Genomic DNA, 14,406 nt, shown 5'->3' with positions numbered 1-14,406 from the left:
GGCGTGACATGATGTCACGCCCCACCACTATATTGGACTATACCGACCTTGACTTAGTCGGGCACGAAAATTAGTAGGCGCCCTCCTTGGCGAAAACTGCTCGTACCGTGCGCAACAGGATAATAAAGTCGGTTGTCATAGACCAGTTTTCGACGTAGTACAGGTCAAGACGTACCGATTCATCCCAGGAGAGATCGCTTCTGCCAGAGACCTGCCAGAGCCCGGTAATCCCGGGTTTGACGAGCAGGCGGCGGTACATAATATCCTCATATAGGTCTACCTCTTCCGCCAGCGGGGGCCGAGGGCCCACCAGGGACATGTCGCCAATAAAAACATTCCAGAGCTGCGGTAGCTCATCAATGGAGAACTTGCGAATAAACCGGCCGATTGGGGTGATGCGTGGGTCATTCACCATCTTAAAGAGCACCCCGTTGCCTTCGTTCTGTTCCATAAGCTGGGCTTTGATCTCTTCGGCGTCGGTGCGCATCGACCGGAATTTGACCATGCGAAAAACATCACCGTTCATTCCTACGCGCTCTTGGAAGAAGAATGCAGGTCCGCCGTCGCGTCTGATAAGGATACCCACCACCAAGAAAACAGGGGAAAGCACGAGAAGTCCCAGTCCGGAGGCGAGCACATCCAGGGCGCGTTTTGCCAGCGCGGCAATACCCGTAATATGCGGGGTAGAAACGTGCACGAGCGGTAGCCCGTTGAGCGGCTGAATATGCATGCGAGGCCCTGCAATATCGGTGGTTGCGGGAGCCATAATAAGGGCGATGTGCGCATCCGCGAGACGCCAGCCGAGCATCCGCATCTGTTCCGGGGTCAGCTGATGTCCGTTCGAGATGGCGACCATCTGAATATTGTTTTCCTGCACGGCCTGCATAATATCGTCAGGGTTCGTGGAGTAACCCAGAATGGGCAGATCGACGTCTGCAATCGTGGTACCGGCGTAGATTCCCGGCAGGTAAAACGCAGCTGGTGAAAGCCCCGATGCGACGGCGCCGGAGAGGCTCTTATACAGATGTTTACCGGTGGGAACGTCGGAAATAATCATGACGCGGGTTAGCGAATACCCTTGCAAACGTTTCTGTACTAGTCTTTGGCGTAGTAGCCAGCGCTCTATCATGATGAGTCCTAAACCCAACGGGTAGGCGATGAGCAGGTACATGCGGGTCAGGTCGATTTTGAGGAAGAACGCCACTATCACGAGTGTGCAGAAAAAGTAAGTGCTGCCGCGTGTGACCATACGGTATTCGTCGGTTCCCATTCCTAGAACGCGAATATTTCGTGAGCCGTTGACTTGCAGAGTCAGCCACCAGATTATGATCATGCCGATATCGAGGAAGATATAGTCGATGGGTGCGACGGAAGGATCGAGCAGGTTAAGCGGCCAGACATTCACAGGCGGTAAATCCGCGTTTACGAAGCCGAAGCGAATAAAGTGCGCAGCAAAAATAGAGATGGCAATGGCAATCAAGTCGCCTAGGTAAAGAGATTTCAAAACCTGTGGATGCCACTCACGTTTGGCGACATATGTGGTGCCCCAAACTTTTTTGAGTCTTTCTTTTGCTTTCAATGAAGTTATCTTCCCCGGTCGTGGTGAGCGCGCATATCGGCGTATGCGCGGAATGCTCGAGTTTGAGACCCGCAGCCCGGTGGTCAGTCGGAATACAGATGAATGATGTGTGCAGTGTGTGAGCGAGAAGTAGAGAGAACGAGAACCAGCTTTGAGGCCCCGAGGTAGTCCGGAAGAGAAACCTGGCCTTTAACTGATTCTCACGATAGTTCTTCAAAACTACTCAGTCCTTATATTTTACGGTTAAACCAGGAGTTCAGTCCTCCTGAATGGTGGTCTAAACTTCAAGGATAAAGAGTGAATTCAATCACCTTAATGTGTCATAAAGGTGCTGAAGACACGATTATTAAAGGCTATTGTGGATGTTTACTTTTGTAAATAGCTTTAATAAATATCCTAGTCAGAGAGTTTTAATACCCGTAAACTAATAAAATACCTTGAAAGAATAAAAAACTATAGCCTAAAAGTTTTACCGAAATTGTTTCAATGAGGCGCGATTCACCAAAAAATCAATCAGCGGTTCGTAACGATTCGGCGGAACATTATCATCCATCGGAACACAAACCGGTAAATCACCCTGCTCTGCGGCAATAAACAATCCCGGGTCGTTACAGTCGGCAATACCGAGCGTCAGCAGCTTCTGCTGTGATGCCGCATACCCCGCCATCCCGTGATCGGAAACCACAAGATCGGGCATCTCACCGCGCTCACGAAGCTGGGCGAGGGTGATGCGCATCGGCCCCGGGAAATGCGTATGCTGCAGATTCCCGTACTGCTCAAACATCACCACACCCATGATCTGGCGAATATCGCCGTCCAAGAACCGCTCGCCCTGCTCAATACGCAGCACCGTGGCTCCGGCGCGTTCGGCGATGCGCGCCAGCTCAGCATAAATGGGGAAAAGTCCGGCGGGATGACCGGTGGCGAACAGGATCTTTTGGTGGGCGCGCACCGCATCGCCAAAAATACGGGCATACTCTTCGAGAGCATCAATGCACTGGGCGGCACCAATCGTATCTTGTCCCTGGACATGCGAGCGGTCAGGGTTCAGACCAGCACGGCGTACCATGACCTCAAAAACTTCGTCATAGGTCCAATCCTTCGACCATGTAACCCCGAATTCGAGGTGCTCATTATGATCGAGAAACCCTTGAATATGCGAAAGGTTATTCTCACGCGGTGTAGCAACATCACCTGTGATGCGGGCAGAATCAAGGTAAGCGGCAAACTCGTCGCGCGTCATTGCAAAACTCATACGTCAAGTGTAGCCGCTTGAACAACTTTCGAGACCGTGCTGTGGTGCGTTCTACAGGTTTTTGAGGAAGAGCAGAGTAATTCGGCAATAAACTATGCGGAACCCTCGGCCCGCTCTTGTGCTAAATGACGACCGGTTATCGCCTCGGAATAGACGCACAAGGTTTTTCGGGCGGTCGCTTCCCAACTGAAAGAACGTGCACGAGCTGCCGCATTCGCCCCCAGCGTTAAGCGCAGACGTGGGGCACGCACCAGCCGCTCGATCGCAACCGCCCAACGCTGCGGGGTACGCGGCGCCACAAGCAACCCCGTTTTGTGGTTCTCGATAGCGAAACGCAGCCCATCCGCATCAGTGGCAAGTACCGCAGCCCCCGAAGCCTGCGCCTCCAAAGCCACCAGCCCAAAAGACTCCGATGAGGAAGGAGAAGCCACAATATCGGCGCGGCGAAAAATATCGGCAAGAATATCGGCAGGAACCGGACTGCGCAGATGCACCCGATCGGCGATGCCTAAATCGCGGGCACGGGCAAGAAGATCTAATTCGTACCCGGAAGAAGACTTGCCGATAATATCCAGTTCAACATGCAGATCCGCGGGAAGAAGCGCAAGGGCCTCTACCAAAATATGGGGTCCCTTTAACGGCTGAGGACGCCCAGCAAAAACCACCCGAGCGTGCGTATCCGAACCCTCATGTTCGGCGTGCACCCCCGGCAGTGGGTGAAAAATACCGGTATCAACCCCCGGCGCAATCACACGCATGCGTGCGGAATCTGCCCCATAGTAGTCCTGCAGCTGCTGCCCTTCAAGAGAAGTATTGACGATCGTCAAAGCGGCATGTTCAAGAACTCGATGCTCACTTTCATAACGTGTGTGTGGTTCTTCGGGCTCGTCGGGGGAGCGGCGCGCATCCTTCGCTGCGGCGGTCGTATGAGGGGTAAATACTACGGGAATAACTGTTCCTTCGGCAGCGTAGGTTTGGGCAGCCCCCAGTGCAGCGACGCCCGAAAGCCAATAGTGTGCGTGAATAACCTGCGGATGCCAGCACGCTAATGAGACGCATTGCGCCGCAAACTCGGCTGTAAACTCAGCAAGTTGATTTTTGTGAGCACCTAAAGCCTGCGGAATCAACACCTGGTGTACCCGCACCCGATCACGATACGAGTTGAGAAGAGCCGGAACCTGCAGGCCGGGCTTTGCACGCTCACAATCGGGATCGGTAAGAAGTGTGAAAACCTCGACGCGTAGAGTATCGTCTGCCGCCAGCATAGCCGCAATCGAACGCGCAATATAAACGTTCATGCCCCCGGCATCGCCGCGGCCGGGCTGCGCAAAAGGATCGGTATGCAGAGAATAGACATGCACAACAGGCTGGGGCAGGGGCAAGCGGGACTGCGAGCTCTCGGGAATCTTCACCATCCTAGTCTAACGCGCGGTTTTATGAGACAGCGCGTTCTGCAAGCCGAGTGAGTCTAAGGGTGAACGTGTAAGCCTTGACGGTATCGAAGAGGCGCATTCACACAGTAAGAATATGAACTGTTGATGAACGCTCCCTAACTCGGGATAAGAAGAGCGAAAATACATGAAAAGACGGGCTAGAATGAGTGTAACTAGACGCTCCCCGCGTTCACCGAGTACCGGAGGTATATAGAAATGACTGTTCCCACACGTCCCCTCTACACCCCGAACCTGCAGCCCGGTGAGGCGGAGCGAACCGCCATCATCGACCTTAATGCTCTTGAGCACAATACGCGCGTGCTCAAAGATATGATCGGTGAACGTAAACTCATTGCCGTGGTGAAAGCGGATGCCTACGGTCATGGCGCCTATCCAGTGGCACGGTCAGTACTCGAAGCCGGTGCCGATATTCTGGGCGTTGTGCATGTGACCGAAGCCTTGGAATTGCGCTCGGAGGGTATTACCGCCCCGATTATAGCTTGGCTGCACACCCCGCAGACGGACTTCGACGAAGCACTCGAAGCAGATATTATCCTGGGTGCCTCCGGCTGGGACTTAGAAGCAATAGCAGAAGCCGCCAATCGAACCAAGAAGCGTGCTCGTGTACATCTGAAAGTAGACACGGGGCTTGGGCGTAACGGCTCCACCTTTGAGGACTGGCCCGCGCTAGTGGCGCGTGCCCTTGAACTTGAAGCCGCAGAGCTGGTGCGCGTCGAGGGCATTTTTTCGCATCTGGCGGTTGCCGATGAACCCGAACGCCCCGAGACCGCACGGCAGATCGCCCGACTCAACGAATTTGTGACCGTTGCCCGCAGCGCGGGCCTCACCCCCGAGCTTGTTCACCTGGCGAATTCCCCGGGCACGATCACCGGCGCGAGCCCCCTATATAACACGAACGAGGCGGTCCTCGCCGATGCGGTACGCTGCGGAATCGCCCTCTACGGTCTGTCACCGCTCGCGGGTGTGAGCTCCAAAGACCTTAATCTGCGGCCCGTTATGACCCTGGGAACCCATGTGTGCAATGTCAAAGAGGTACCTGCCGGGCAGGGGGTCTCATACGGGTTGCGGTACAGCACCGATAAGCCCACCACGCTGGCCCTCATTCCGCTCGGATACGCCGATGGCGTGCCGCGCATCGCTGATGGGGCTCCAGTGCGTATTTACCCGCGTGCCGATGCCGCAAACCCCGTGGAACCGCGCACGTACCGCGTCGTGGGTAGGATTGCTATGGATCAGCTTGTAGTTGATCTGGAAGAGCCCGGACTAGCCGATCCTGCGCGCGGTATTCTCGGCGGTTCCGCCGTGCTTTTCGGCTCGGGAGATAACCCTCCCGTTGAAGAATGGGCCGCTGCAGCGCAGACCATTAACTACGAGATTGTGACTCGTATTTCCCCGCGCGTGATACGCATCTACCGCGGTGGCGCCTGGGTGGAACGCGAAGTAGATGGTCTGCACGCCCTGGGATCCCTCTTCGGTCTCGACGATGAACAGACGCCGGAAACCGTCTAACGATATGTGAGGTCGAGTCTTCGCACCCCTGTTTAACCCGTACCGTTCCCCGGAAAGAACTCCATGCATGCACATCCCGTTTTAGAAGTTGATCTTGCCGATCTTGCGCATACCCGCGCGGCGGCACATGCGCTTGCACCGTTGCTCACCGCCGGGGACCTGCTCTTACTTTCGGGAGAGCTTGGTGCCGGGAAGACCACCTTCACTCGCGCCTTAGGCGAGGGGCTTGGAGTACGTGAAGGTGTTATTTCGCCAACTTTTGTGCTCTCGCGGGTGCATCCCAACCTGCCGGACGGCACCCGCCCAGGCGGACCCGATCTCGTGCACGTGGACGCATACCGGCTCTCTAGCGCCGAAGAATTAGACGACCTCGATCTAGAATTCTCGCTGGAAAAATCCGTGACCATCATCGAATGGGGACGCGGTAAAGCCGAGCATCTAAGCGATTCCCGCCTGGAACTAGACTTCACGCGACCCACCGGCGCGGACCTCTCCATCGCCTACGCCGCCGAGAATTACTCGCCCACAGGGGAAGGGGAGTTCGACTGGGATGCGCTCGACGACCGTGAGGAGGAGAGCGCTGATGCCTCAGAACCGCGGCTGCTGCGCATTACCGCTTACGGCCCACGATGGGAAGGCGAAGCGTATCGAAGTCTTGAAGCCGCCATGCTCAAACTCGGCGTCGAGTAACCTGTTCTAAGAGTTTCCGGAAGTGAACGGAAGCGCACCTCATGAGCTTGCCTTGGGGCATTTATGAAGCGAGAACCCGTCACAATAACGGGTATACGGCAGCACGTTAGAATGATAGGGTGCTCATACTTGCTCTAGATTCATCAGCCACCGCATCCGTGGCTTTGGCGCGCCTCGACGGCGAAAATCCCGGTTCGACCGCAACTATTCTCGCTGCCCGCGAAAGCGCCGATACACGTTCACACGCCGAAGTGATGTCGCCCTTCGTATCCCAGGTACTCGACGAAGCACAGGTAAATGGGCGGAACGTGGATGCGATTCTCACCGGAACCGGGCCGGGCCCTTTCACCGGGCTGCGCGCCGGAATCGTCACCGCCCGAACTCTTGGATTTGCCTGGAACAAACCTGTCTATGGACTTATGAGTCTAACAGCCTTGGCAGAACGAGCATTCGTTCAGGATTTCCAGGGCAAAGCCGCGCAGAAGACCGATATTCTGGTAGCCTCCGATGCGCGCCGCCGCGAAATCTACTCCGCGATCTTCACCGTCACCGAGAACGGATACACGATAAAAACCGGTCCGCAGGTGGCACCCGCAAGCGAAAGTACGCCTGCACCCGGCAGCGTTTCTGGACAGAATACCGCAGGTTACCGTGCCTACGGTTACGGTGCCGAGCTTTACCGCGAACAGCTGGAACAGTTGGGAGTGCAAATTTCTCCCGAGTTATCGCAGCTGCACCCCAACGCAAGCGACCTCGTGCGCGCCGCCGCGCGCTTGGGCGTAAAAAATCTTAGCACCGACACCCGCGCCCTCTACCTGCGTGACTCGGACGCGAAGGTTCCAGCCGCTATGCTTGCGCGGCAGAGCCAGAGCGCTCCGAGCGATCCCGCATCGTCTAAGGGATAGGGGGGCGTAAATATGCACTCGAAACTTCAGCATCCAGAACTTCCCGGTGCGCTCGCCCACGGTGCCCGCCTGCGCCGCGCCGATATCGACGATGTACCGCATCTGTTCACCCTCGAACAAGAGCTCTTCCCCCTCGATGCCTGGAACCTTGATATGTTCCTCGCCGAAATAACCCACCCCACCCGCACCTATTACGTACTTGAGCGGGCGCATGCCAGCGAAAATTTCCAGGAAAACCCCGATAAAAAGAACGCCCCGAATATTATCGGGTACTGCGGGGTTATGACGGTAGCAGACACCGCCGACGTGCAGACCATCGCCGTGCTGCCCGAGTACGAAGGCAATGGATACGGAAGAGCCATGCTCGCCGCAATGCACCGCCGGGCACAGGATTTAGGGGCGCAGCGCATCCTTTTGGAGGTGCGGGCCGATAATCCCCGAGCCCAGAACCTCTACTTGCGCACCGGATACACGCATATTCACACACGGCCCGGCTATTATGACGACGGCACGGATGCGCTGATCATGCTCAAGGACTTCGCCGCCGATGCCTCCACAACAACGGAAACTACCTGAGAAATGATGACTGAACAAACACTTTCTGCCGCGGCTGAACCGCTTGTATTAGGTATCGAATCATCCTGCGATGAGACCGGGATCGGCATTGTACGCGGCACCCGTCTGCTCACCAACACGGTTTCATCCTCTATGGAAGAGCACGTGCGGTTCGGCGGGGTGATCCCCGAAATTGCTTCGCGGGCGCATCTTGATGCTATGATTCCGGCTCTCGAAGCTGCACTTGCAGACGCTCACGTGACCCTCGACGATATAGACGCGATTGCCGTCACCGCCGGCCCTGGGCTCGCCGGTGCACTCATGGTCGGTGTTTCTGCCGCGAAGGCGCTGGCTATCGCTACCGGAAAGCCGCTCTACGGCATTAACCACCTGGTGGCGCATGTGGGCGTGGGGCTACTCGACGATAACGGTACCGAGGATGGGGCGCAGCTGCTTGAGCACGCGCGAGATGGCGGGCTTGGGGCACTGCTGGTTTCTGGTGGTCACACCGAAATTCTGCAGGTGCGCGATATTACTCGGGATGTACGTCTGCTCGGAGCCACCCTTGATGATGCCGCCGGTGAGGCCTACGATAAAGTCGCTCGTTTACTGGGACTCGATTACCCGGGAGGCCCCGCTATTGACCGCGCCGCGCGCACGGGGAATGCTAAGGCGTTTGTTTTCCCACGCGGGTTGTCAAACCGTAAGTTCATGGGTACCGCCGAAGCCCCGGGGGCACACCGGTATAATTTCTCGTTTTCAGGGCTCAAGACCGCCGTAGCGCGTGTGATTGAAGGCTTCGAGGCACGCGGTGAAGAGGTTCCGGTCGCCGATATTGCGGCATCTTTCCAGGAAGCGGTTGTCGATGTTATCACGAAGAAAGCCGTGCTGGCCTGCCGGGAACAGGGACTGCACACCCTCTTACTCGGCGGCGGCGTTGCGGCAAATTCGCGGCTGCGTGAGCTGCTTTCGGCACGATGCACTTCAGCTGGGGTGCGCCTCATTATCCCGAAATTTACGCTGTGTACCGATAATGGTGCAATGGTGGCGGCGCTTGGGGCACGCCTTGTCGAGGCCGGGTATGAACCTTCGGGAATCGATTTTACGACCGATTCTTCGCTGCCGGTCACGACGGTGTGTTTCTAGAGCATTTGCTTAGACTAGAAGGATCCGTCAGCCTGCCTCCTGAGAAAATTCGGGGGAGCGGACTGGAACTTTATCGGCCCCTAGCGGATGGGACGCGCCCGTGACTGGAGCGCGACATCCCGAATAACCTCGTGGAAAGAGCCAGTTTTCTCGTAGACAGCGCGCTGCCGGTCGGCGCCAGTGCCCTCCGCCAGCATATTCCTTACATGTTGCAGCTCCGGCAAACAATCCAAATCCCGGGCAACATCCTCTAGCTGAGTAACAAGAAGCTCAATATCCTCGCGCAGCGGGCGCACCTGCGGCTCGTTAGACACAATAATCTCGGTGTCTAAACCATAGCGGGCGGCACGCCATTTATTCTCCTGCGCATGCCAGGGGTTTAAAACCTCAATCTTCTCGCCAGCCTCAATTTTGCGCGAGAAAAACTCCACTAAACATTGGGTGAGCGCCGTAACCGCTGCAACATCCCGAATCGACGGAAGACCATCGCAGTAGCGCATCTCTAAGGTGCCATAGCGGGGAACCGGGCGCACATCCCATCGGTCCTCGCTGACTTCTAAAATAGCGCCCGTCTTCACCAAAGCATGCAAATAGTCACTGTACTCCTGCCAGTTTTCAAAATGAAAAGGCAGACCATTTGAAGGCAGCTGCTGATACAGCATCGTGCGGTGCGAACCATACCCGGTATCCACGCTGTCCCAGTAGGGCGAAGACACCGAAAGCCCCAGCAGATGCGCGCAATAGTTGGTGAGCGCATCCACAAGCGGCAATGCCTTATCGCGTGAATCGACGCCCACATGCACATGCACGCCAAAAATAACCATGTGCCTGCCCCAGTATTGGCCGCGACCCACCACACGCTGGTACCGCTTCTTTGCGGAAACCTGCTGTTTCTGCCAATGCGCCGTAGGGTGCGTGCCCGCCGCATAGAAATCAAGCCCCAGCTCATCAGTAACCTTACGGATCTTATCGGTCACCGAGATCAACTGCTGGCACGCTTGCGGAACCGTAGTACACACACCGGTAATAATCTCAAGCGTATTCTCCAAAAATTCGCCCGTCACATGAGCATGATCCAGGGAAGGTTCCAAAAGTTCAGGATAACGTTCGCCCACACGGGTAAGTACCTCTTGAGCGCGCGCTACCAGCTCTCCGGTATGCTGGTCAATCAGCGCGATCTCCCACTCTACGCCTAGAGTGGATTGCGCCGAGGAAGCGAACGAAATCAAAACTCTCTCCTTCTTGGGGTGACTGCATTTATTTTACGGTGTTGGTGACCACAACAATGTTTTTTCGAGTGTGTATGAACTAAATACGACACGAACATGAAGTATCTGACATAAAACGTCACACACCGGCATTACAATTTTGCAGATGCGCCACCCACATAAACCGCTAGGCCACAGAATTCTTAGTGTCCGCGCTAGAGACGTGCGCTGCATCAGAAAAATCTACAGGCCGCACATGCCACCCGATGCGCCGTGCCTGCTGCCCAGACCCCACTCGCGTAAACACTAAAGTCGCTGGGTTATAGCCCTGATTCTTCGCGGCCTTCTTACCTGATTTCTTGCCCGCACCGCCTGCCAGCAGGACCGCACGCATTTTCTCGGGCACCAGATCAACACCGCGTTTCTTGATCGTCAAAGCCGTGAAACCGCGCTCGCGCACCCACTTTTTGAGCTGTTTCTCATGTACCGGGATTTCCTCAAGAACCTCATAACACTGTGCCAGCGGACTCTGAACAGCTTCTGCCGCCGTGAGGTACGCCAGGTGCGGATCAATTAGGTTCGCCCCAAGCTCTTGAGCTAACTCCTGTACCAGATGCGCCCGCACTACCCCGCCGGAAGGCTCATAGAGGTACTCACCGGGGGAGGGAAGCCGAGTTTGCTCCTGCTCAACAGGGGTTACTTGTCCCGCGGGATAGGGACTAATCAGTATGGTTTTGTGAATGCGCAGGCCCCCGTCTTCAGCCTGTCCCGTCGCCTCCTGCCGCAGTATAGTGACCGTGCGTGCAACGCCTTCCTGCGCCAAAGCATTAAACCAAAGCACCAACTCTACGAGAGAACCCTCATGCTCAACCCACTGCGCCGTGACACGCGGATGCGGGTTCGCCTCGCTCCGAATATCCTCGGGGCGCGCAATAGCCTCATGCGGCATCCCTGGACCAAGTTTGACACCCATTGGAATACCGGTTTTGACCAGATCCACTACGAACGAAAGCGGGGGAGAATAGGCTTCTGGATCAAAAATACGTTCTGTACGGGATTTTACGACTCCGGTCAGATCACGTCTGGCCGGATCAAGCCAAATGCCCTGCACGACCTTGCCGTTGCCATCACGAAAACTCTCGGGGTTAAAATTCGTCACATCACCGACCACAACTCGTGAACCCGAAAAATCCGCCAGATTTGCGGCAGCAAAAGATGCCGTCAACGGGTCAAGCTCCACAGAAACAGTCGCTAAGGAAGCGCGCGCGAACTCCAACGAATCCGCGCCGATACCGCATCCCAGATCGGCAACCGAGCGAACCCCGGCACGGGCAAACACGGCCGCGTGCTCGGCAGCAACAACCGGTCGAGTCGCCTGCTGCGCGCCGTGCTCGGTCAAAAACATAGTGCGCGCCCTATCGCCGAACTTTGACAGCGCCCGAGTGCGCGCCTTAACAAGGCTGAGAATATTGGCGGTCTCATCGGGCGTGAACCCCTGCGCCCGCAGCCGCGTAACCTGTTCGAGCGAGTGCTCTTGACTATAGGGGAAAAGCGCATCCGCGGCATCTAACGCCTGCCGGGTAAAAGGCAGCTCGGACGGCAAGGCAAACGGCGGCGGGGGCACAAAATCAACCATAGGCTTAAGTGTAGTGGCATGAGCATATGCAGAAGGCTTGGATGCTGCGGCAGGTTCACGGGGCGCTCGCGTATTATCCTGTGCGCGAAACGCCGCCCTCGAAACGGCGCGCATTCTTGACCGGGTGCCGCCGGGATTCTAAAGTTGAATTTAGCACTCGAAGCGGTGCAGTGCTAAACGCCCAGGCACTAGGGCTAAACCGCTTCACAAATTTTTAAAAACGCTGACTAAAAAGGAGCATACCTATGGCTATTAAGCCCCTCGAAGACCGAGTAGTTGTCAAACTAGAGCAGGCTGAGCAGACCACCGCATCCGGTCTGGTTATTCCCGAAACTGCAAAGGAGAAGCCGCAGGAGGCTCGCGTAGTAGCTGTGGGCCCCGGCCGTGTGGACGATAAGGGCAACCGCGTTCCCGTCGATATCGCCGAAGGCGACGTAGTCGTGTTCTCCCGCTACGGCGGCACCGAGGTCAAGTACCAGGGCGAGGAATACCTGATCCTCTCCGCTCGTGACGTTCTGGCGATCGTCGACTAATTTCGCATGTATGCAGGATGCGCCGCCGGTTTCTCGCGCGGCGCATCCGCCATACACGACCTAGATTCGGCGCACGCGCGCCTTCTACGATATCGAACGCTCATAACCTTCAAGGAGTAGCGAATATTCATGGCTAAACAGCTTGAATTCAATGATGCCGCCCGTAAGTCCCTGCAGGCTGGCGTCGACAAACTCGCCGATGCGGTCAAGGTTACCCTCGGTCCACGCGGGCGCAATGTTGTGCTCGATAAACAGTGGGGCGCACCGGTTATTACGAATGATGGTGTCTCGATCGCCCGCGAAGTCGAGCTTGAAGACCCCTATGAAAACTTGGGCGCGCAGCTTGCTAAAGAGGTAGCCACCAAGACTAACGACGTTGCCGGTGACGGTACGACTACCGCAACCGTGCTGGCGCAGGCACTCGTGAATGAGGGCCTGCGCAATGTAACAAGCGGTGCGGCACCCGCAGAGGTGAAGCGTGGCATTGAGGCCGCCGTTGAGAAGGTCTCCGAGCGTCTGCTTCAGGATGCCCGCGAGGTACAGGGGCCGGAAGTTGCACATGTTGCCGCTATTTCGGCTCAGTCCGACCAGATCGGCGAGCTCTTGGCATCGGCATTTGAAAAGGTTGGTCAGGATGGCGTCATTATCATTGAAGACGGCTCCTCCACCGAGATTGAGCTTGACATTACCGAGGGTATGCAGTTCGACAAGGGCTACCTTTCGCCTTCGTTCGTGACCGATGTCGAGCGTGGAGAAGCGGTTCTTGAAGATAGCCTCATTCTGCTCTACCAGGGTAAGATCTCCACGGTTGCCGAGATTATGCCCCTGCTGGAGAAGGTCGTACAGGCGAAAAAACCGCTGACCATTATCGCCGAAGACGTTGATGGTGAAGCGCTGTCTACCCTCGTGGTGAATAAACTCCGCGGAACTCTTGACGTTGTGGCGCTTAAGGCTCCCGGATTCGGCGATCGCCGCAAGGCTATTATGCAGGATCTCGCCATTCTGACCGGCAGCATCGTGATTACCCCCGAACTGGGTATCGACCTGGCCCAGGCAACTCTCGAAGAAACCGGTTCAGCGCGCCGCGTGACCGTCACCAAGAACACCACCACGATTGTGGACGGCGGTGGCAGCAAGGAAGCGGTTGAAGACCGTGTGCAGCAGTTGCGCCGAGAGATCGAGGCCGTCGATTCCGAGTGGGATCGCGAAAAGCTCAAGGAACGCCTGGCGAAGCTCGCCGGTGGCGTGGGCGTGATCAAGGTGGGTGCGGCAACCGAGGTTGAGGCTAAGGAACGTAAGCACCGCATCGAAGACGCTGTGTCTTCTACCCGCGCGGCTCTTGAAGAAGGCATCGTATCCGGTGGCGGTTCGGCACTGATCCACGCCAGCAAGGCGCTCGATGGTTTTGAGCTCGATAGCCACGACGCAAACGTGGGTGTGCAGATTGTACGCCGCGCCCTGGTACAGCCGCTGCGCTGGATTGCCGAAAACGCTGGCGACGACGGCTATGTGGTGGCGGCAAAGGTTGCCGAACAGCCTGTTGGTCACGGGTACAACGCCAAAACCGGTGAGTATGTTGATCTGTTCGAGGCGGGCGTAATTGACCCCGTGAAGGTCACCCGCTCTGCGCTGCAGAACGCATCATCTATCGCGGCTTTGGTGCTCACGACCGAGACTCTGGTGGTCACTAAGCCCGAAGAAGAGGACGAAGACGAATAATTGATGGGTTGCCCGGTTCGAGGAGAGAAAATCTCGTTGAACCGGGCAACAACTATCTGTAGGGGCTTGATGCAGACTGGCCTGAAATAACCGCAAGCGCAGCCTTGAGCCGGATACTGCTTACAGGAAAGGCGCGCATCCAAACCACTCCGTGTACCCCGAAGCAGACGTAAGCGTTTACCATAGAGATACGACGTTTTACACCCGGTGGCACCAC

General features: G+C 56.4%; 12 protein-coding genes. 7 read left to right on the top strand and 5 right to left on the bottom strand.

The window, feature by feature from the left end:
- Positions 1-70: 70 nt before the first annotated feature.
- The 3 genes from HMPREF3016_RS04510 to HMPREF3016_RS04500 all read right to left on the bottom strand — a co-directional run bounded on the left by HMPREF3016_RS04510 (position 71) and on the right by HMPREF3016_RS04500 (position 4,249).
- A complete protein-coding gene (locus HMPREF3016_RS04510; protein ID WP_037231129.1) occupies positions 71-1,579 on the bottom strand; it encodes a sugar transferase in 1,509 nt (502 codons plus the stop codon).
- Positions 1,580-2,048: 469 nt separating this feature from the next.
- Positions 2,049-2,834, bottom strand: a complete 786-nt coding sequence (locus HMPREF3016_RS04505; RefSeq protein ID WP_070740549.1) for a phosphatase — start codon at positions 2,832-2,834, stop codon at positions 2,049-2,051.
- Between the two features lie 92 nt (positions 2,835-2,926).
- Positions 2,927-4,249: a glycosyltransferase gene (locus HMPREF3016_RS04500; RefSeq protein ID WP_070740546.1), complete on the bottom strand. Its 1,323-nt coding sequence runs from the start codon at positions 4,247-4,249 to the stop codon at positions 2,927-2,929.
- Positions 4,250-4,483: 234 nt separating this feature from the next.
- On the opposite strand from HMPREF3016_RS04500, the gene alr reads away from it, so the two are divergent.
- The 5 genes from alr (at position 4,484) to tsaD (ending at position 9,093) form a co-directional block, all read left to right on the top strand.
- Positions 4,484-5,797 carry an alanine racemase gene (alr, locus tag HMPREF3016_RS04495; RefSeq protein WP_070740543.1) on the top strand — a complete coding sequence of 438 codons (1,314 nt, stop codon included), beginning with the start codon at positions 4,484-4,486 and terminating at the stop codon, positions 5,795-5,797.
- Between the two features lie 63 nt (positions 5,798-5,860).
- Positions 5,861-6,487 carry a tRNA (adenosine(37)-N6)-threonylcarbamoyltransferase complex ATPase subunit type 1 TsaE gene (gene tsaE, locus HMPREF3016_RS04490; protein WP_070740540.1) on the top strand — a complete coding sequence of 209 codons (627 nt, stop codon included), beginning with the start codon at positions 5,861-5,863 and terminating at the stop codon, positions 6,485-6,487.
- A 119-nt stretch (positions 6,488-6,606) separates the two neighbouring features.
- A complete protein-coding gene (tsaB, locus tag HMPREF3016_RS04485) occupies positions 6,607-7,392 on the top strand; it encodes a tRNA (adenosine(37)-N6)-threonylcarbamoyltransferase complex dimerization subunit type 1 TsaB (RefSeq protein ID WP_070449009.1) in 786 nt (261 codons plus the stop codon).
- Between the two features lie 12 nt (positions 7,393-7,404).
- Positions 7,405-7,968, top strand: coding sequence for a ribosomal protein S18-alanine N-acetyltransferase (gene rimI / locus HMPREF3016_RS04480; protein ID WP_070627455.1), 564 nt, complete (start codon positions 7,405-7,407; stop codon positions 7,966-7,968).
- Positions 7,969-7,971: 3 nt separating this feature from the next.
- Positions 7,972-9,093, top strand: a complete 1,122-nt coding sequence (gene tsaD, locus HMPREF3016_RS04475) for a tRNA (adenosine(37)-N6)-threonylcarbamoyltransferase complex transferase subunit TsaD (protein WP_210399782.1) — start codon at positions 7,972-7,974, stop codon at positions 9,091-9,093.
- An 80-nt stretch (positions 9,094-9,173) separates the two neighbouring features.
- Here tsaD and HMPREF3016_RS04470 read toward each other — a convergent pair whose 3' ends face one another.
- Positions 9,174-10,322 carry a glutamate--cysteine ligase gene (locus HMPREF3016_RS04470; protein WP_070740537.1) on the bottom strand — a complete coding sequence of 383 codons (1,149 nt, stop codon included), beginning with the start codon at positions 10,320-10,322 and terminating at the stop codon, positions 9,174-9,176.
- 166 nt (positions 10,323-10,488) lie between these two features.
- A complete protein-coding gene (locus tag HMPREF3016_RS04465) occupies positions 10,489-11,937 on the bottom strand; it encodes a THUMP-like domain-containing protein (protein ID WP_070741086.1) in 1,449 nt (482 codons plus the stop codon).
- 245 nt (positions 11,938-12,182) lie between these two features.
- Here HMPREF3016_RS04465 and groES point away from each other — a divergent pair, with 245 nt between their 5' ends.
- Positions 12,183-12,470: a co-chaperone GroES gene (gene groES, locus HMPREF3016_RS04460; RefSeq protein ID WP_004005229.1), complete on the top strand. Its 288-nt coding sequence runs from the start codon at positions 12,183-12,185 to the stop codon at positions 12,468-12,470.
- 129 nt (positions 12,471-12,599) lie between these two features.
- Positions 12,600-14,189: a chaperonin GroEL gene (groL, locus tag HMPREF3016_RS04455; protein WP_070740533.1), complete on the top strand. Its 1,590-nt coding sequence runs from the start codon at positions 12,600-12,602 to the stop codon at positions 14,187-14,189.
- Positions 14,190-14,406 lie beyond the last annotated feature (217 nt).

It is taken from the genome of Rothia sp. HMSC065D02 (genome assembly GCF_001815285.1).
GTDB classification, from domain to species: domain Bacteria; phylum Actinomycetota; class Actinomycetes; order Actinomycetales; family Micrococcaceae; genus Rothia; species Rothia dentocariosa.
Note: the sequence above shows the minus strand (reverse complement) of the source record. Positions and strands in the feature narration are given on the sequence as shown.